17 protein-coding genes, 1 tRNA gene and 1 pseudogene are annotated in these 18994 nt (G+C 69.4%); 8 read left to right on the top strand and 11 right to left on the bottom strand.

Translation table 11 applies throughout. The features are described 5' to 3' along the window. Positions 1-166: 166 nt before the first annotated feature. Positions 167-251, bottom strand: a tRNA-Leu gene (locus B9G49_RS04495). 184 nt (positions 252-435) lie between these two features. Here B9G49_RS04495 and B9G49_RS04490 point away from each other — a divergent pair. Continuing rightward, positions 436-996 carry a DUF420 domain-containing protein gene (locus tag B9G49_RS04490; RefSeq protein WP_086215564.1) on the top strand — a complete coding sequence of 187 codons (561 nt, stop codon included), beginning with the start codon at positions 436-438 and terminating at the stop codon, positions 994-996. A gap of 20 nt (positions 997-1016) precedes the next feature. Here B9G49_RS04490 and B9G49_RS04485 read toward each other — a convergent pair whose 3' ends face one another. The 6 genes from B9G49_RS04485 to B9G49_RS04460 form a co-directional block, all read right to left on the bottom strand. Further along, a complete protein-coding gene (locus tag B9G49_RS04485) occupies positions 1017-1721 on the bottom strand; it encodes a halocyanin domain-containing protein (RefSeq protein ID WP_086215563.1) in 705 nt (234 codons plus the stop codon). Between the two features lie 99 nt (positions 1722-1820). Continuing rightward, positions 1821-3320: an amidophosphoribosyltransferase gene (gene purF / locus B9G49_RS04480; protein WP_086215562.1), complete on the bottom strand. Its 1500-nt coding sequence runs from the start codon at positions 3318-3320 to the stop codon at positions 1821-1823. Between the two features lie 115 nt (positions 3321-3435). Then, positions 3436-3828, bottom strand: coding sequence for a DUF5820 family protein (locus B9G49_RS04475; RefSeq protein WP_086215561.1), 393 nt, complete (start codon positions 3826-3828; stop codon positions 3436-3438). Positions 3829-3903: 75 nt separating this feature from the next. Further along, on the bottom strand, positions 3904-6090 hold the full coding sequence (gene rqcH / locus B9G49_RS04470) for a ribosome rescue protein RqcH (RefSeq protein WP_086215560.1): 2187 nt from the start codon (positions 6088-6090) through the stop codon (positions 3904-3906). A 74-nt stretch (positions 6091-6164) separates the two neighbouring features. Continuing rightward, complete coding sequence (locus B9G49_RS04465) at positions 6165-7493, bottom strand: S8 family serine peptidase (protein ID WP_086215559.1); 1329 nt, start codon at positions 7491-7493, stop codon at positions 6165-6167. 196 nt (positions 7494-7689) lie between these two features. After that, positions 7690-9420: a tRNA uridine(34) 5-carboxymethylaminomethyl modification radical SAM/GNAT enzyme Elp3 gene (locus B9G49_RS04460; protein ID WP_086215558.1), complete on the bottom strand. Its 1731-nt coding sequence runs from the start codon at positions 9418-9420 to the stop codon at positions 7690-7692. Between the two features lie 126 nt (positions 9421-9546). Here B9G49_RS04460 and thiC point away from each other — a divergent pair, with 126 nt between their 5' ends. The 4 genes and pseudogenes from thiC (at position 9547) to B9G49_RS04440 (ending at position 13493) form a co-directional block, all read left to right on the top strand. Continuing rightward, on the top strand, positions 9547-10983 hold the full coding sequence (gene thiC / locus B9G49_RS04455) for a phosphomethylpyrimidine synthase ThiC (RefSeq protein ID WP_086215557.1): 1437 nt from the start codon (positions 9547-9549) through the stop codon (positions 10981-10983). Between the two features lie 105 nt (positions 10984-11088). Continuing rightward, positions 11089-12603, top strand: a pseudogene (locus B9G49_RS04450) (DUF790 family protein). 84 nt (positions 12604-12687) lie between these two features. Next, on the top strand, positions 12688-13221 hold the full coding sequence (locus B9G49_RS04445; RefSeq protein ID WP_049929340.1) for a DoxX family protein: 534 nt from the start codon (positions 12688-12690) through the stop codon (positions 13219-13221). A gap of 14 nt (positions 13222-13235) precedes the next feature. After that, positions 13236-13493, top strand: coding sequence for a hypothetical protein (locus B9G49_RS04440; RefSeq protein ID WP_233125157.1), 258 nt, complete (start codon positions 13236-13238; stop codon positions 13491-13493). Between the two features lie 77 nt (positions 13494-13570). On the opposite strand, the gene B9G49_RS04435 is transcribed toward B9G49_RS04440, so the two are convergent. Continuing rightward, positions 13571-14122, bottom strand: coding sequence for a hypothetical protein (locus B9G49_RS04435; RefSeq protein WP_086215556.1), 552 nt, complete (start codon positions 14120-14122; stop codon positions 13571-13573). Then, positions 14119-15081 (bottom strand): RsmB/NOP family class I SAM-dependent RNA methyltransferase, encoded by a 963-nt coding sequence (locus B9G49_RS04430; protein ID WP_086215555.1) that lies wholly within the window; start codon positions 15079-15081, stop codon positions 14119-14121. Before B9G49_RS04430 ends, B9G49_RS04435 begins: the two co-directional genes overlap by 4 nt. 97 nt (positions 15082-15178) lie before the next feature. Here B9G49_RS04430 and B9G49_RS04425 point away from each other — a divergent pair, with 97 nt between their 5' ends. Further along, positions 15179-15919, top strand: a complete 741-nt coding sequence (locus B9G49_RS04425) for a proteasome assembly chaperone family protein (RefSeq protein WP_086215554.1) — start codon at positions 15179-15181, stop codon at positions 15917-15919. Positions 15920-15925: 6 nt separating this feature from the next. Here the strand turns inward: B9G49_RS04425 and B9G49_RS04420 are convergent, their stop codons facing one another. Then, positions 15926-17296, bottom strand: a complete 1371-nt coding sequence (locus B9G49_RS04420) for an isochorismate synthase MenF (RefSeq protein WP_049929335.1) — start codon at positions 17294-17296, stop codon at positions 15926-15928. 108 nt (positions 17297-17404) lie between these two features. Continuing rightward, positions 17405-18019: a sulfite oxidase-like oxidoreductase gene (locus B9G49_RS04415; protein ID WP_049929334.1), complete on the bottom strand. Its 615-nt coding sequence runs from the start codon at positions 18017-18019 to the stop codon at positions 17405-17407. Positions 18020-18273: 254 nt separating this feature from the next. Between B9G49_RS04415 and B9G49_RS04410 the strand changes: the two genes are divergently transcribed. Beyond that, positions 18274-18489: a cell surface protein gene (locus B9G49_RS04410; RefSeq protein ID WP_049929331.1), complete on the top strand. Its 216-nt coding sequence runs from the start codon at positions 18274-18276 to the stop codon at positions 18487-18489. A 94-nt stretch (positions 18490-18583) separates the two neighbouring features. Then, entirely contained in the window at positions 18584-18862 is a 279-nt protein-coding gene (locus B9G49_RS04405; RefSeq protein ID WP_086215553.1) for a UPF0058 family protein, read from the top strand. Positions 18863-18994: the final 132 nt, after the last annotated feature.

Raw genomic sequence — 18994 nt, 5'->3', positions numbered from 1 at the left:
CGGTCCACGAGTAATGATTTATAACCGAGCGGCCGGGGCTTTGGGGCAGTTCACGACCGCAGCATTCCGATCGTCGTCGTCACTTCTCACGTGGCATCGAAAGGAATTGTGCGTGGGTGCTGTCGTAGAGACAACACCGGCATCGGTGGGGGTGTGCCCCGAGCGATGCGTGGGACCGGATTTGAACCGGCGGACCTCTACAGGACAGCGCCCTCAACGCTGCGCCGTTGGCCTGGCTTGGCTACCCACGCTCGCGGTGTTCTGTCGCGTCTCCACGTACCCTGTCCCCAATTAAAAGCCCTTCCATTCGAGGGAGCCGTGCCGGGGTTTCGCAGACCGGCGGGCGGCGCGCCGCCGTCCCGATCCGGCGACCGCGACCGGAACGCGTCGACCGCAACCGGCACGCGTTTGGGGGTCGCGTCCCTCCGTCCGGGCATGTCCGACTGGGCCCGCGAGAACGTCTCCGTGTTGACCGCCGTCGCCTCCGGCGTCGCGCTCGCGCTCGTCTTCGGCGCGGTGGGCGGCGTGATCCCGAGTTCGCTGCTCCCGCGCGCGAGCGACGCCGTCCTCGCCGCGATCCCGCACTTCAACGCCGCCGTCTCCGCGACGGCGATCGCAACGATCCTGCTCGGCTGGCGGGCGATCTCCCGCGGGAACGTGACGCGTCATCGGAACTTCATGGTGACCTCGTTCGCGCTGTTCGCCGCGTTCCTCGGGGCGTACCTCTACCGACTGATCCACGTCGGCACCACCGAGTTCCCCGGGCCGGAGCTCGTCTACTCGTACGTGTACCTCCCCTTCCTCGCGATCCACATCCTGCTCGCGATCGTCTGCGTCCCCTTCGTCTTCCACGCGCTGTTCCTCGCGGCGACGCGCCCGTACGCGGACCTCTATCAGACGCGGCACTCGCAGGTCGGGTTCGTCGGCGCCGTCCTCTGGCTGATCTCCTTCACGATGGGGATCGGCGTGTACCTGCTGCTGTACCACATCTACTGAGGAAAGGCGCGAGAAGAGGACTACGCGTTCCGCTCTGCCTTCTTGTGTGCCGCGTAGAACAGCGGGACGAGCAGCGCGCCGGCGAAGCCGAACCCGAGCGCCAGCGTTCCGATGTCGCTCGCGGAGAGACCGCCGTCGGACCCGCCCGAGTCGCCGCTCCCGGAGCCACCGTCGCCGCCGTCGCCGCCAGAGCCACCGCCGCTGCCGGAGCCGCCCTCGGCCTGCGGGTCGACGAGGTCGTCGTCGACGGACCCGACAGCCACGACGCCCTTCATTCCGACCGCCCGGTGGGGTTCACAGAGGTAATTGAACGTGTCGCCGTCGCTCGCGTCCTCGAAGGTGTACTCGAAGGTCGTGCCCTCCTCCGAGACGGGCGAGCCGCTGTCGAACGTGCCATCGTCCGCGACGACGTTGTGACCGCCGCCCTGTCCGGTCCACTCCCAGACGACGGTCGCGCCCGGGTTGATGAGGATGGCGGCGGGGCCGAAGCGGAGCCCGTTCTCGCCCGCGCCGACCGAGACGGTGACCTCGTCCTGCCCGCGGTAGTCGTGAGTACCGTCGTAGTTGCTGACGCCCTCGAGCCACCCGTCGTACTGGGCGGCGGCGGTCCCGCTTCCGGCCGCGACCCCCGCCGCGACCGCCGCTCCGGCGGCCCCGGCGCGGAAGAATCCGCGGCGGCTCATCGACGCGGCGTCGCCCTCGGCGGCGTCGGTGTTCCCTGTCATGCTCGCACCTCTGACCGTGATCGTATTTAAGCCCCCGATACGTTCCGAGCGGGCGGCCCGGCGGCGAACGTGTGCGGGGCCGGCGCCGAGTCGGAAGGGTCAGTCGTCCGCCGGCGTCGGGTCCGACACCGGCGCGTCGACATCACGGTCGGTCGCCTCGCCCTCGACATCGAAGGGGTACTCGCCGGTGACACAGCCGAGACAGAGGTCCGCGCGGCTCTCGCCGAGCGCCTCCGCGACCGCGTCGATGGAGAGGTACGAGAGCGAGTCGGCGCCCACCTCCTCGCGGATCTCCTCGGTCGAGGCGTCGGCGGCGATGAGTTCGTCGCGCGTGGCCATGTCGATGCCGAAGTAGCAGGGGGCGAGGATCGGCGGCGCGCCGATCCGGAGGTGGACCTCCTCGGCGCCGGCCTCGCGGACCAGCTCGACGAGCTGCGTCGATGTCGTCCCGCGGACGATGGAGTCGTCGATGATGGTGACCGACTTCCCCTCCACAGTCGACCGAATCGGGTTCAGCTTCAGCCGGACGGCGCGCTCGCGCTCGTCCTGCGTCGGCATGATGAACGTCCGGCCCACGTACCGGTTCTTCATCAGCCCTTCGGCGAACTCCACGCCGCCGTCGTCCGCCGGCCGCGGTTCGCCGGCGGCCGTGGTCTCGCCCGCCGCGTCCGCGTAGCCGGAGGCGAAGGCGCGCCCGGAGTCGGGGACGGGCATCACCACGTCGGACTCGACACCGGACTCCTCCCAGAGCTTCCGGCCGAGCTTCCGGCGCACCTCGTACACGAGGCTCTCGTCGATGACGGAGTCGGGGCGCGCGAAGTAGACGTGTTCGAAGAAACAGTGGGCGGTCGCGTCGCGCTCGACCAACTGATACGTGTCGTACCCCGTGCCGTCGGGGTCGAGGACGACGAGCTCGCCGGGTCGGACGTCGCGGATCAGCTCCCCGTCGAGCGTGTCGATGGCGGCCGACTCGCTGGCGAGGACGTAGCCGCCGTCGATCTTCCCGAGACACAGCGGGCGGTTGCCAAGCGGGTCGCGGACGCCCAGCACGGTGTCGTCGTGGGTGATCGCCAGCGAGTAGGAGCCGTGGATGCGGTTCATCGTGTGTTTGACCGCCCGCACGAGGTCCTCTTCGAGGAGGTTCCGCGCGAGGTCGTGGGCGATCACCTCGGTGTCGCCGTCGGAGGTGAACGCGTGGCCCGTGGCCGCGAGCTCCTCGCGCACTTCGTCGGCGTTGACGAGGTTCCCGTTGTGGGAGAGCCCGAGCGAGCCGGACTTGAACGACACCGAGAAGGGCTGCGCACAGCTCTTGTCAAGGCTCCCGGCGGTCGGGTAGCGGACGTGGCCGATGCCCGTGCCGCCCGACAGCGACGCGAGGTCCCCCTCCTCGAAGGCGTCGCCGACGAGGCCGCGCTCGACATGGCTGTGCTGCTGGAACCCATCGTGCGTGACGATGCCGGCCGACTCCTGGCCGCGGTGTTGGAGCGCGTACAGCGCGTAGTACAGCGGTCGCGCGGCCTCCCGGTCCTCGAGCGAGACGCCGACGACGCCGCACTTCTCTCGCGGTTCGTCGCCGCCGTAGTCCCCACCGGCGTTCATGTACGCGAGGGTGAGGCGGGCGGCGATAAAAATCCTCGTGTTCGTGGCGTATCGCTCCGCTAATCGTGCGATGATATACGCGATCGTGGATAAAACTCGGCTCGCCGGCGCGTCGTTACGCCCCCTCTTCAGCACCGACGAACTCGTCGAGGCGCGCGAAGTACGCCTCGCGGGGCACCTGATACGCGTCCCGGTAATCGATCTCGCCCCCGACGAACCGTTCCGCGACATCGACCGCGCCGGCCGCGCCCGCCTCGTGGCTCTCGTGCGTCTCCGCGACCGCCTCAATTTCGGGCTCCAAGAAGAGGACGACGTGCCACTCGTCAGTCGCGTACTGGCCCGAGCCGGGCCGCGCGTTGCGGGAGCCGTTCGTCAGGTAGATCGTCGGGAGACACTCGTCCGGGAGGTCGCCGCTCCCGAAGACGTCGGGTCGGTAGACGAGGATCGCCCGGCCGCTGGGCTCCTCGTTCCACACCCGCCACCCCTCCGGCAGCGATTCGAAGGTCATAGCCTCGCCTCGGTCGCGGAGGCTTGAAAACGTCGCGCTCGGGGAGAAGAATCGTTCCGCGGTCGACGGGGGGCCTCAGTCGACGATGTCCGACCCGCCCGGCGGGAGGAACTCCTGTAGCTGGTCCGCGCTCGCGACCTTCCGCACGAACGACTGGTCCGCGAACCGCTCTTTCAGATTCCGGTACGCCATCATCGCGGCGTCGTTCTGCGCGTACATCCCCGGTTCGAAGGTGAGGTGCGCGGCCGCGCGGTCGACGACGGCCGACGGCGGGCCGCCGATGGCGCGGGTGACCGGCTCGCACTGGACGCCGACGGCGATCCGGCAGGGGACGTCCTCGAAGTACGTCCGGTCGCCGCGGATCACGAAGCTCCCCTTCTCGATGTACTCGCCGCTCTCGGGGGTCTTCGACACCTGGTCGGGGTCGACCATGTACGCGTCGCCCGCGCCGCGGCCGTCCTTCCAGTCAGACGAGTAGGAGACGGCGAACTGCGCGGCCTCCCGCAGGGTCTCCTCCGAGAAGTCGACCGGATCGGCCGACTCCGACGGGCCCGAGGCCTTGAGGATCGTCACCGGCCCCCCGTGCGCCTGCGTGTGGAAGAACCGATCGTGTTTACCCATGTACTTCTTCACCAACTCCTCGTTCTGGTCGGCGTTGCGCCCGCCGATGACGAGGTAGCCGGTCGAGGTGCGGAACCAGCGGAACCGCTCGAACCAGTCGTCCGGGCTGCGGATCGGGATCGAAGAGCGGGAGAGCCAGTCGGTCTCGTACGCCTCGTCGTCGTCCTCGTCGTCGCCCTCTTGCTCGCCGCCGTCGTCGGCCGCCTGCTGTTCCTCCCACTCCGCCTTCCGTTCCTTGACCGCCTCCAGCTCCTCGCGGGTGGCCTCGATCGCCGCCATCGCCCCCTCCTTCTTCTCCTCGACGCGTTTCGCCTCCCGGTAGAGGCGGTCGGCGTTGACCTCGACGCCCTCGCTCGCGTCGACCTCGACGCGGACGGGGTCGCCGTCATCGTCCTCGAGTTCCACCGTTACCGTCCCCTCGCCGCCGTCGACGTCGACGACGGCCTCCGCGGCCGGAATCCCCCGCTCCGCGCCGGCGTCGAGCGTCTCCGCGATCTCGTCCCACGGCACCTCGTTCTCGCGGGCCTCCCGCACCGTCGAGATCACCTCGTCGACGAGGTCGTAGTTCGCGTACAGCAGCTCCGCGCGCTCGCGCTCCGCCTGCGCCTGTTCCTCGAACCCCTCGATCGCGCCGCGCTGCTGTTCGATGATCCGCTCCTGTTTGGCGATCTCCTCCTCGAAGTCCGGGCGGGAGGCGCTCGCGTCGGCGGGGGCTTCGCCGTCGCCGGTCTCCTCGCTCCCCAGCCGGTGGAAGTACTCGTCGACGGCGGCGTTGAAGGAGTCGAACCCCACGCTCGGCAGGTCCTCGTGCTCCGCGAGCGGGAAGGGGGTCACGTCGACCACGCGGGGGTCGGCGTCATCGGCGCCGCCGTCGCTCCCGTCGCCGTCGATCGATTCCTCGTACACTCGGGGGTCGATGTCGCCCGAGCGGAGCCGTTCGTCGATCCGGGAGAGGGCGTCGTGGAGCGCCCCGAGTTGGTCGTCCGTCGCCTCCTCGATGGGCGTCTCCTTCGGCACGCCGGCGCGGGTGCACACCTCCTCGGCGTAGAGGCCGCCGAGGTTCAACTGCGTGGCGAGGGTGCGCACCACGTCGCTGTCCGACTCGCGCATGTGCCGGTCGAACCCGCCGCGGCTCACGTCGAGGGGGTTGAGCCGCGAGGCGGGGTACTCGTACTGCGAGCCGGGCGCCACCGTCCGGGACTTCAGCCGGACCGTCGACAGCGCCCCGATCACCTCGCCCGTCTCGTCGAGCGCGGCGACGTTGCCCTGCCCGAACAGCTCGGCGACGAGCGTCGTGTTCTGGTCCTCGCGCTCAAACTCGAAGGTGAGGATTCGGTCGAACTCGTACTGCTCGACGCCCGCGAAGTCCGCGCCGGACAGCCGGTTCCGGAGCATCTTCGCGAAGTTCGGCGGGCGGCCCGGCGCGTCCGCGACGTGATCGGGGTCGGCGGCGTGCGCGCGTTTGATGTCTCCGACCTCGATCATGAGCTCGACGCGGCCGCGGTCGAAGTCGCGCAGCTTCAGCCGGAGCAGGTCGTCGTCGTAGAGGTACGCCTTGTCGACCTTCGCGCCCTCGTACCGATTGAGCTCGGTGACGAGGGCCGCGAGGTCGATGCTCGATAGCTCCCGCTTCTGGTCCATACGTGATAGAGACCGCCGGGGCGGAAAAAGGCGTGTCGTTGTGGGATTCAGCGCGACGGTCGGCTCCCCGCGCGTCAGTTACCGTTGCCTTTCCCCTTGCCGCTGCCGAGGCGCTCGACGGTGTTGAGCGCGTTGATGATCCCGGCACCGAACTCCGAGTCGCTCTTGCCGTTCGCCCCCTCGGCGCCCTTCTGGATCGCCTGCTCGATCCGGCTCGCATTCGCGTTCGGTTCGAGTTCGCGGACGAGTGCAGCGAGGCCGGCGACCTGCGGGGCTGCCATGGAAGTGCCGGCCTTGTACCCGTACGATCCCTGTTCGACGGGGATTGTCGACAGCACGAGGTTCGTCGGGAATGGCCACTCGACGGCGTCGGGGTCTTCGACCAGCGTCTTCTCCAGCGTTTCGTACCCACCGCCCGGCGCGGCGATGTCGATGTCGCTCGTGCCGAAGTTCGAGTAGAAGGAGAGCGTGTCCGCGGGCGAGGTCGCACTAACGGTGAACGCCGCCGGGACGCTGTTCGGCAGGGTGAAGCCGCTCCCCTGAAGGCTCCCCGAGTCGTTGCCGGCGCTCCCCGTGATCACGGTCCCGCGCCGGACCGCGCTCTGGAACACGGTCTGGACCTCCGCCTTGAGCTTGTTCAGCTCCGATCCCGGCTGCTGAACGCCCGGGATTCCGAGGCTGAAGTTCGCCGCGTCGGCGCCGATCTCTGCCGCGTAGTCGATGCCAGCGAGGATATCACCGAACGTCGCGCCGCCCTCTGCGGGGAACACGCGAACCGGGATCAGCTCCGTGTCCGGGGCAGTACCGACGACGCCGGATTCGCCCGTGGCGCCGACGGTTCCGGCGACGTGCGTGCCGTGAGATCCAGAGTCGTCGGGCCCGATCTCCGGCACGTCGTCGTCGGCGACGAAGGCTTGGCCGAGCTCCTCGTTGACGTTTCCGAGGTCCGGGTGGTTCAGGTCAATCCCGGTGTCGACGATCGCGACGCGCGTTCCCTCCCCGGTCGCGTACTCGTGGGCCTCGAAGACGTCGGTGATCTCCTTGTCCCACTGGAGGTCGGACAGCGCGGCGCCCTCGCTCGGCGGGGTCTCGTCGGCCGCCTCGGTGTTGACTTCCGGCTCGTCGAGTTCGAGCTTCAGGTCCGGATTCGCCGCCTTGACGCCCTTGACCGACTCGATGTCGGCGGCTGCGTCGCTCGGACCGACCGCGACCAGCACGTCACCGTCGGCGAGCTCGTGACGGACCTCGAACCCCGCGTCCGTGACGGCGTCGGCGACGCCGTTCCCGTTCGCACCGACGATATACTGCGTCTGTCCGTCCGCGGCCGACGCAGTTCCTGTGATCGTCGCCGTCGCGGCGAGCCCGGCAACCCCCTTCACGAAAGTTCGTCGTTCGAAATTCATGTGAGTAGTCCTCGTGTGACGAGGTACCGATATTGTATCCTGATAGAGTATAAATGTTCATCAATGAATGACTCTGTACTAATCCAAATCCAAGTAAACAGAAAGGCGGTGGTCGCCAGAAACGTCAGTCGACGACGGTACGCGACGGGGGAGCGACTCCCGACGGAAGCGGGCGTGGGTTCGGTCGGCCGAGGGCCTACAGCCGCTTCGACACGTACGGCCCGTCCTGCCGGTAACCGAGCTTGTTGCGGTAGTACTCGCGGGCGCCGATGCCGGAGATGACCGCGACCTTGTCGTAGCCCGCGTCGCGAGAGAGCTCCTCGGCGCGTTCGAGCAGCTTCGTCCCGTACCCCTTATGCTGCCAGTCACCGTCGCCGCCGATGCCGACCTCGGTGCCGTACACGTGGAGCTCGCGGACCAGCGCGGCGTCTTCGAGCTCCGGCCGGATCGGGTCGCTCTCGGTTCCCGGCGCGCCCGGCTGGTCGGGGGCGAACGAGGGGAACCGAAGCCGACAGAAGCCGACGAGCAGGTCGCGCACGGGGTCCTCGAAGGCGATGAAGTGTTCCGTGCCGCCGCCGGCCTCGTAGGTGGTGACCGAGAGTTCCACGTCGTCCGGGTCCGGGTCGGCGTCGTTGTGGCCGACTTCGCGGGCGCGGATGTCGCGCTGGATGATTCCCTTCTCCTCGGCGCGCTGGGCGGCGAGCTGTCGGAGGTTCGACTTCTGGACGCCCGCGTCGATGAAGTCGGCCGGGATGTCGCGCTGGACGCGCTGGAGCCGCGTGTACTTCGGGATGTGGTCCATCACGTCGGCGACGAGGTCGGCCGCCTCCTCGCTCGTGAGCGGGTCGAAGTCGTCGCGCCGCCACCGGTCGTACACCCGCGTCCCCTCGACGACGAGCGTGGGGTAGATCTTCAGGTAGTCGGGGCGCCAGTCGGGGTTCTCGAACAGCTGCCGGAAGTCCTCCAGACACATCTCGCGGGTCATCCCGGGCTGGCCCGGCATCATGTGGAAGCCGACTTTGAACGCGGCGTCGCGCAGGCGGCGGTTGGCGTTCCGGCTCGCCTCGTTGCCGTGGCCGCGGTGCATCTCGCGGTTGATCCGCTCGTAGGTGGTCTGGACGCCGACCTCGACCTTCGTGCCGCCGAGGTCGAGCATCCGGTCGATCTGCTCCGGGTCGCACCAGTCGGGCTTCGTCTCGAAGGTGGTGCCGATGTTGCGGATCGGATTCGTCTCGTTCTCGGCGATCACGTCTTCGAGGTACTCGAACTCGGTCTCCTCGGGCGCGGGCGCGAACGACTCGCCCTCCGCGGGCTCCGGCTCCTTGTCGAGGTCGTAGTCGTTCATCGCCTGGAGCGCGCGCTTGACGAACCACTCCTGGTAGTCGTGCGAGCGCGCGGTCATCGTCCCGCCCATGAGGATGAGCTCCACCTTGTCGACGGGGTGGCCGATCTTGCGGAGCTGTTCGAGCCGGAGCGTGACCTGCCCGTACGGGTCGTAGTCGTTCTGCTCGCCGCGGGCCGCCGCGGGCTCGTGGCCCGTGTACGACTGCGCGGAGGAGAACTCTGAGGCCGGGCCGCCCGGGCAGTAGAGGCACTTCCCGTGCGGGCACAGTTCGGGGGAAGTCATGATCGCCACGGGGGAGACCCCGGACGCGGTCCGGACGGGCTTGCGCTGGACCACCTCGATCACGTCGTCGCGGTGCTCCGTCGGTGCGTGGTCGAGGATCTCGGTGTTCTTCGGCACCTTGGGGGAGCCGAACTCCGAGCAGGCGTCGAGCTTGGCGCGTTCGAGGTCGTCGCGCTCGATCTCGCCGTCGAGGATCCTGTCGACGAGGTGTTCGCAGGTGCGGACGAACGCCTCGGAGTCGGTGGGGTCCCCGGAAGCGGCGTCGTCGGACTCGGCGTCGCCCGCCGCGTCGGTACTCATTACCCTCCGATCCGCGAGTTTCGGGGTTAAGCGTGTCGCACCCGGGCGCCGACTCGGTGCGCCGAGCCGTTTACCACAGAATATATTAGTTAGTGGTATTACCAAGTGGTTATGCCAGCGACACAGATGGAGCGGGCGCGACGCGGCGAGGTCACCTCCGCGATCGAACGCGCGGCGGCGCGCGAGAACCGCGACCCGGAGTTCGTTCGCGAGGCGGTCGCCGAGGGGCGCGCGGTGATTCCGAACAACCACGCGCACGACGCGCTCGACCCGATGGTCATCGGCCGGGCGTTCGCCACGAAGGTCAACGCGAACATCGGGAACAGCGAGACGACGAGCGGCCGGGAGGAGGAGCTCGAAAAGCTCCACGCGGCGGTCCACTACGGCGCCGACACGGTGATGGACCTCTCGACGGGCGACGAGCTGGACGCGACCCGCGAGGCCAACGTCGCGCACTCGCCGGTGCCGGTCGGGACGGTCCCGATCTACGAGGCGGTCAAGCGGGCCGAGTCCGCCGAGGCGATCACCCGCGAGCTCCTGCTCGACGTCATCGAGAAACAGGCGCGGCAGGGCGTCGACTACATGACGGTCCACGCGGGGATACTGATGGAACACCTCCCGCTGACCGACGGCCGGAAGACGGGGATCGTCTCGCGAGGGGGGTCGATCCTCGCGCAGTGGATGGAGGAGAACGGGTCGCAGAACCCGCTGTACGCGAATTTCGAGGCAATATGTGAGATATTCGCCGAACACGACGTGACGGTCTCGCTCGGGGACGGCCTCCGGCCGGGCTGTGTGGCCGACGCGAGCGACGAGGCGCAGTTCGCCGAGCTCGACACCCTCGGAGACCTCACGCGGACCGCGTGGGACCACGGCGTCCAGGTAATGGTGGAGGGCCCCGGCCACGTCCCGCTGGACGATATCGCGGAGAACGTCGAGCGGCAGCAGGCGGTGTGCGACGGAGCGCCGTTCTACGTCCTCGGCCCGCTGGTGACGGACGTGGCGCCGGGGTACGACCACATCACGAGCGCGATCGGCGCGACCGAGGCCGCGCGGGCCGGCGCGGCCATGCTGTGCTATGTGACGCCGAAGGAGCACCTCGGACTGCCGGAGCCCGAGGGCGTGCGGGACGGTCTCGCCGCGTATCGTATCGCGGCGCACGCGGCCGACGTGGCGAACGACCTTCCCGGCGCGCGCGACTGGGACGACGCGCTCTCTGAGGCGCGGTACGAGTTCGACTGGCGGCGCCAGTTCGACCTCGCGCTCGACCCCGAGCGCGCGCGGTCGTACCACGACCAGACGCTTCCGGGAGACAACTACAAGGAGGCCCGCTTCTGCTCGATGTGCGGCGCGGAGTTCTGCTCGATGCGGATCGATCAGGACGCCCGAGACGCGGACGGCGAGATGGCGTCGATAGCGGGATCGGAGGGGACGGACCTCGACGCGTCGCCGGCCGCGAACGTGAACCTCCCGCCGGTCGGGACCCACGACACGAGCCGCGTGCCGGAGCGGATCGAGGTCGAGGGAGTGACGTTCACCCCGGAGACCACGGACGACGACTGATGCGGGCGGAGGGGCCGATGCGGGCGAGCCGCGGCCACAAGCGCGCGTCGGCGCGGGAGAGTCGAACCCGGCCGGTTTTAGGCCGCCACGCCCGTAGCCGCCGCCGTGCTACGGAAGGACCTCCTGCGCGTCTCCCGGGCGGGCGGCGGCTACCGCCCGCAGTTCACCGGGCGGGAACATCGGCCGCTCGCGGCGCGCGTGCTCGGGGCGTTCGAGTCGCACGTCGGCGAGCGCCGCGGCGACCTCGACGACGCGCTGGCGGACTTGGCGGCCGACGCGGCCGCGCGGAACGGCGACTTCAAGCTCGTCCGCGGGCTGGCGGCGCTCGTCTAGCGCGAGTGCGAGTTCGAGACGCGCGCGGCCGTCCCGCCGCGTCGCGTCCGGGGGGCCGCGTTCGAGGCCGCGGAGGCGGTCGGCGTCGCGAGCGAGGCGGAGCGAGAGACCGCGGTCGACCGCGCGGCCGACGCGCTTGGGATCGACTCGAGGGACGTGTCGGCGTCGCTGTACGCCGACCGCGACGTGAATCGGGTACTCGTCGACGCCGACGTGCGCTGGGACCCCGACACGCTGCTGGAGCAGTACGACCTCTCTCTGGCCCAGACTACGCTGTTCGACGCCACCGAGGTCAGAGTGCGGTCGAACGACCCGAAGCGGCTCGTCTCGGCGGTGAAGCGCCTGCGGCTGATGTACGAACTGGAGCAGACTCCCGAGGGCCGGGAGCTCGTCGTCACCGGGCCTGACGCGCTGTTCTCGCGCACCCGACGGTACGGGACCGCCTTCGCGAGACTGCTCCGGACCGCCGCGGAGTCCGCCGAGTGGTCGCTGGAGGCGACGATCGACGACCGCGGCCGCGAGCGAACGATGCGGCTCTCGGACGGCGACGTGACCGTGCCCGACGTGGAGCCGGTGGCGGAGCCCGACTTCGACAGCGGGGTCGAAGCGGACTTCGCCGGTCGGTTCCGCGGGCTCGACCTCGACTGGACCCTCGTCCGCGAGCCGGAACCCCTCGAAACCGGCGCGAGCGTCATGATCCCGGACTTCGCGTTCGACTACGACCACGCCGACTTCCGGCTGTTCTTCGAGGTCATGGGCTTCTGGACCCCCGAGTACGTCGAGAAGAAGCTCGGCCAACTCGCTGACGTGGAGGACGTGGACCTGCTCGTCGCGGTCGACGAGAGCCTTGGCGTCGGCGAGGAGGTAGCCGCACGCGACCACCGCGTCGTCACCTACTCGGGCGCGGTCCGCGTGAAGGACGTGGTCGACGTGCTCCGCGAGTACGAGGCCGAGTTCGTCGCGGACGCCGCCGCCGCCCTCCCGGACGCCTTCGAACCGGCGGACGACGTGCTCCCCCTGCGGGACCTCGCCGACCGACACGGCGTGAGCGAGGCGGCGGTGGAGGGCGGGCCGTTCCCCGCCCACGAGCTCGTCGGCCGCACGCTGGTCAGACCGGCGGTGTTGGAGCGAATCGACGACGATATCGACGACGGGGCGGCGCTGTCCACGGTGGAGGCGACGCTGGACGAGTACGGCGTCGACGACGCGAGCGCAACCCTCTCGACGCTCGGCTACCGAGTTGAGTGGGAGGGGCTCGGCGGCGGAACGGTGAGACGGAAGGAGTAGTCCGCGGTTCGCGAATTACTCGTCGGTGACATTGGAGATAGGTTTATATATCCTAACCGAACATTTTCGCAACCGAGGTTACGCATGGTCACGAACATCCAAACGCAGCTGCTGGGCAGAGACGTATCGTTCCCGGTCGAGGAGTCGCGCTTCGCCTACTGGCTCGTCGTCTTGCGTCTGATCGTCGGGTGGTGGTTCCTCCACGCGGGACTCGACAAGTTCCTCGCGTGGCCGTTCGACGCGAGCTGGTTCGTCGGCGGCGCGGCGGCGCAGACGAGCCTCGGCCCGGTGGTCACGCTGTTCTCCGACGGGATCCTGTTGTCGTTCACGAACATCATGGTCCCCTTGGGACAGACGCTGATCGGGTTGGGGCTGATCGTCGGCGCGCTGACGCGGCTGGCGGCGTTCTTCGGCGCGTTCCTGATGACGTTCTTCTACTTCATCAACGGCGAGACCGGCGGCTGGGCCCACGGCGTGATCACCGGCGACCTGCTCGGGCTGCTGATCTTCGCGATGATCGCCACGCTCGGGGCCGGGCGCGTGCTCGGCGTCGACGCCTACCTCGCGAAGACGTCGTTCGTCAGGGACCACCCGCGGCTGCGGTACTTAATCGGCTAACGAGGTGACGACGCATGAGCCAACTCACTACCATGGAACGAGTCGGACTGTACGGCGGCGGCGCACTCATCCTGATCGGCACGGTCGGGATGGGGCTGCTCGAGATAATCGCGGGGGCGCCGCACCCGGTGTCGGGAGAGGGACAGGTCGTCCACGAGACGCTGATAAGCCTCAGCGTCCGGTCGTACACCATCCTGCTGGGGCTGCTGCTACTGGCGGCGTACGGAATCACCAACCTCGCCACCAAACCGCCGGAGGACACGTCGATCTGACCCGCACGACCCGCTGGAGCGCCGTCGAACCGCGGCGCTCCGACGACTAACTTTTTACCGAACGCCGGGAGGGCCGCTCACTCCACGACCGGCAGGTCCGCCCGGCTCCCCTTCGGGACCACGGAGCGCAGCTCGTCGTAGAGGTACAGCCCAACCCCGATCGGGACCGACTCGCCCGCGACCTCGTGGGTCGCGATCAGGTAGCCCCAGTCGCCGTCCCACTCGGGAAGGTCTTGGTCGTCACCCGCCGCGAACCGGGACGCCTGCGCCGGGTCCAGTTCGATCGCGTTCTTGGTCGCGAGATGACCGAACCGCGAGACCGCCCGGCCGGTCGGCTTCCAGTGGTCCTGTCGCGTGCGCAGGAAGGTCATCCCGATTGCCTCGACCTCGCTGGGGTCGGTCGCCTCGCCGTTGAAGATCCAGATCTTCCCCGCGCCCTTCTCCCAGAAGGAGTACTCCGCGAACACCTCGGGGTCGATCCCGAACCGCTCCTCCCACCAGTCGAGGACCTCCGCGCGGCTCGCACGGCCCTCGACCTCGCGGTCCGCAGGGGTCGCGGGGAGCCGGTCGAACCGCTGGCCGTCGTTGGTGGGGGCGTCGCCCGCCTCTCCGCCGGTCTCGTCGCTCACGCGTCCACCACCCCGTCGGCGGCGGCCGCGCTATCGGTCTCATCGCCCGCCGCGCCGCCGACTCGAAGCTTCGCGCAGAAGAAGCCGCCCGTGTCGTTGCGGTGGGGGTAGATCCGCTGCGCGCGCGTCACCGACTCGTCGTACGTCTCCCCCTCCCACTCGGTCACGCCGGGGTCGGCGTCGAGCGGCAGGTCGAACTCGACCAGTTCGCAGTCCTCGTTCGCGAGGACGTGGTCGAGGACGGCCTCGTTCTCCTCGGGCGCGAACGTACACGTGGAGTAGACGACGACGCCGCCGGGGCGGGTCGCCTGGACGGCCCTCGCCAGGACGCCCTTCTGGATGCCGGCGACCGCGTGGACGTGGTCGAGCGTCCACTGGTCGAGGACGTCCAGGTTCTTCCGGCACGTACCCTCACAGGAGCAGGGCGCGTCGACCAACGCGCGGTCGAACTCGTCGAACGCCAGCGGCTTCGTCGAGAAGTTGCGGGCGTCCTGGTTCGTGACGATCGCGTTCGTGATCCCGAGGCGCTCGGCGTTGTGCCGGAGCGCGGAGAGGCGCCCGAGGTTGTTGTCGTTGGCGACGACGGTCCCCTCGTCGTCCATCGCGTCGGCGATCTGGGTGGTCTTGCTGCCGGGCGCCGCGCAGGCGTCCCAGACGCGCTCGCCGGGTCGCGGGTCGAGGGCGAGCGTCGGCAGCACGGACACCTCCTCCTGCCCGTGAGTCCAGCCGTGGACGTACGGCCAGTTGCCGCCGGGGTTGCCGGCGGGGAGCCGGAAGAGGCCGTCGTGCCAGTCGACGGGCTCGTAAGCGACGCCCGACTCGTCGAACGCCTCGCGGACGCGGGCCGGCGTCGCCGCGATCCCGTTCGTGCGCACGACCGAGGGGAGGGGCCGGTCGCACGCCGCCCGGAACGCGTCGACGTCGTCGACGAGCGACTCGTATCGGTCGAGCGGATTCATGGCCACCCTTTCGCGTCGGGCCGTTAGACCGTTTCGGGACGCGCGAGGTGCCTCCCGCCGCCGCACCTTTAGGTCGACCCCGGGCGTACGGCCGCACATGGCACGCATCTCCGTCCTCGACGACGGCGTCTCGCTGGACGAGCCGACGCTGATAGAGGGGTTCCCCGGCGTCGGGCTCGTCGGGAAAATCGCGACGGACCACCTGATCGACGCCCACGGGATGACCCACTACGCGAACGTCCACTGCGACGGGCTCCCGCCGGTGACCGTCTACCGCGAGTCCGAGACGGCCGCGACGACCCCGGTCCGGCTGTACGCCGACTCCGAGCTGGATCTCGTCGCGCTGCGCAGCGACATCCCCGTGAACCCGGGGGCAGCGACGGAGGTCGCGGCCTGCCTCGGCTCGTGGTTCGACGAGATCGACCTGTTCCCGGTGTTCCTCTCCGGCCTCGGCCGCGAGAAGGACGAGGAGCCCCCGGAGCTGTACGGGATCGCGACCGGGAACGGCGCCGAGGCGCTGGACCGCGCCGAGGTGTCGGAGCCGTCGGAGTCCGGGCTCGTCTCCGGGCCAACGGGCGCGATGCTGGCGGCCGCGCTGGAGGACGACCGCGACGCGGTCGGGCTCGTCGTCGAGTCCGACCCGCAGTTCCCCGACCCCGAGGCGGCGCGGGCGCTCATCGTCGACGGCATCGACCCGATCGCGGGGATCGAGACGCTGACCGACGGGCTCGTGGAGCAGGCGACGGAGATCCGGAACGCGAAGCGCCAGCTCGCAGAGCAGATGCGACAGGCGACCGAGGAAAGCACGCAGGCCGAGCCGCTGAAGATGTTCCAGTAGGCGGGGTCAATCTGCTGCGTCGCCCTCCAGCTCGTCGAGGATCGGCCGGTACTTCAGCTGGACCTCGTCCCACTCGCGGTCGGGGTCGGAGTCGGAGACGACGCCGACGCCGGCGAACAGCGTGGCTCGACGGCGGGTTCCGACCGCGGACCGGATCGCGACCGCGAACGCGCCGTTGCCGGCGGCGTCGATCCAGCCCACCGGCGCGGCGTACCAGCCGCGGTCGAACGGCTCTGTCTCGCGGATCGTCGCCAGCGCGCGGTCCGGCGGGAGCCCGCCGACCGCCGGGGTGGGGTGGAGCGCCTCGACGAGTTCGAGGACGTGTCGGTCCGCGTCGAGCTCGGCGGTGATCGGCGTGTGGAGGTGTTGGACGGTCGCGAGTCGTCGAACCCGACGCTCGCCCGCGGAGACCGACGCGGCGAACGGCTCAAGCTGGTCGCGGACCGTCTCCGCGACCAGCTCGTGCTCGTGAACGTTCTTCTCGTCGTCAAGGAGCTCGCGCGCGAGCCACTCGTCTTCGCTCGGCGTCTCGCCGCGGCCGGTCGTCCCGGCGAGCGCGTCGGTCTCGACGGTCCGCCCCCGCAGCGAGACGAGTCGCTCCGGCGTGGCGCCGAAGAAGGCGCTCTCCCCCGCGGCGGGCTCGAACCAGTAGCGGTGGCAGTCGGGGTACTTCTCGGCGAGGCGTTCGAGGGTGGCCGCCCGCGGGAAGTCGGCCGCGAGGTCGGCCTCCAGCGCCTGCGCCAACACCACCTTCTGAAGGTCGCCGTCGGCGATCCTGTCGACCGCGGCGCCGACGCTCTCGCGCCACGCGTCGCGGCTCGTCGTCCGGCGGCTCTCGCGGATCCCCGGGCGAGGGGGCCGGGAGCCGGCGGCCGCGGTCGGCGACCCGGCGTCGACGGCGTCGAGGGCGGCGAACCGGTCGACCTCGCGGGCGAGCCGGTCCTCGACGGCGTCGACGCCGGCGTCCGGCCCGACCGCGTTGACCGTGAGCCACGCACCGTTGTCGGCGTAGGTCAGCTGGACCCGCGGCAGGACGAACCGGGCCTCCGGAAACGGCGCCCACGGCTCGCCGTCGCAGGCGCCCTCGTGGAAGGCGAACCCGCCGAACACGCGGGGGCGGGCCGCCTCGGTACCGGCGTGGACGTCGCCGGACTCGAACAGCTCCGTCGCCGACTCGCGGATCGCCGCGAACCGGTCGCCCCCGGACGCGGTCAGCGTCGCGGCCTCGCCGCCGCCGATCACCAGCGCGTCGTCCGGCGCGCTCCACGTCGTGCGCGGGGTGGGAAGCGCCTCGAACGCCGCCGCGAACGCCGGCTCGACGACCTCGGTGGTCCGGCTGACCAGCGGCGACGACGACCGCGAACGCGCCTGTTCCATGCGTATCGAGTCGGGGACGTGGACCCTTTATCCTGACTATCGGGGCGGAGGACCGGGGGAACTCGAACGACGACGCGGACGGGCCGAGCGCGACCCCGGGGGGGGCGCTCAGCTGTAGCGCTCCTCGTTCCAAGGGTTCGCCGTGTCGCTGTACCCCCGCTTCTCCCAGTAGCCGAGTTCGGGCTCGGTGAGGAACTCGACGCCCGAGACCCACTTCGCGCCCTTGTACGCGTACTTGTGCGGCGTGACGACGCGGATGGGGCCGCCGTGGTCGGCCGGGAGGTCGTCGCCGTCGTAGCCGTAGGTGAGCTGGACGCCCGGCTTCGTACACTCGTCGAGCGGGAGGTCGGTCGTGTACCCGTCGAGCGCGTGGAACATGACGTGTTCGGCGTCGTCGCGGACGCCGGCGCGCTCGGCGAGGTCGGCGAAGGAGACGCCCGTGAACTCGCAGTCGAACTTACTCCAGCCGGTCACGCAGTGGAAGTCCTGTCGCTGGGTGACCGACGGGAGGTCGCGGAACTCGTCGAGCGAGAGGGAGAGCGGCTCCTCGACCGCGCCCCACACCTCGAACTCGAACGTCTCCGGGTCCCACGAGGGCGTCCCGCTCTTCGAGAGGACCGGGAAGCCGTCCGTCTCGCGCTGGCCCGGAGGGAGTCTGTCGTCGCCGTACTCGCGGTAGAGGTCGGTGAGGTCCTCGGCCGCGTCGACGCCGGAATCAGTCATGAACCGCCGTTCGGCCCGGACCGACGTATGAATGTCGCTCTCAGAGGACGCGCTGGGGACCCGCGAGTGTCGCCCTCGAACGGCACGGACGCCCGGCGGCGAGACGCCGGTACCGCTCGGCGAGGGATTCGTACAAACCTAACCGACCTTCAGAAGAACAAAAATGAACTTTCGAGTCTCTGCTTTGAGTTTTCATATCTCCGGATCTGCGACGCCAATTTTATATACGCCATGCCACAAGACCCGAACAGCAAATGCCACAAGTGAAGATAACCGTGCCGGAGCATCTGGAGATGCAGATCGCCCAGATGGTCGAGGAAGGAGAGTTCCTCAACCGCGAGGAGGCGGTCGAGGAGCTGTTGTCGACCGGCATCAAGGCGTACAAGACGAGCGGCCCGCGAGACGACGACGACTCCAACGGGTTCGAGGACGAGGGGATGATGGGCCACGAAGACGAGTACGTCTTCTGACCGCGCGGCTCCCTCGGTCGAGGTCTCCGCGGCGCAGAACCGTGCGTACCGCCCTCAACAACGCTTAAAGGGCCTACGACCCGTATCCGTGGGTATGCACAAGGACGAGCTGCTTGAGCTTCACGAACAGATGGTGACGATCATGGAGCACTTCCGCGCGCAGGAGACGGTCGACGAGTCGCTGTTCGACCCCTACGACGAGCTCGAAGTCGACCCCTCCCACGTCCACAAATCGAAGAGCGAACACAAACACGCCGTGTTCGTCCTCGGTAACGCCTTAGCGAACGCGATGAGCGAAGACGAGTTCTCGCCCGCCGGCCGCGTCGGCAAGCGGATGGAGGAGCTCGCCGACGACGCCGAGAACAAGATCTGACCCGTCGGACGCTTTCGCCCGCCCACTCGACCTCGCATTACGCCCGACCCCCGTTATTGATGTGTGCGCGCCCCCGTCGAACCTGCCATGGTCCCCGACGCGCCTGCCCCCGCCCCCCCCCCCCCCCCCCGC

This window comes from Halorubrum sp. SD683 (assembly GCF_002135045.1).
Classification (GTDB): Archaea; Halobacteriota; Halobacteria; order Halobacteriales; family Haloferacaceae; genus Halorubrum; species Halorubrum ezzemoulense.
This window is presented reverse-complemented; position numbering and strand designations above follow the sequence as displayed.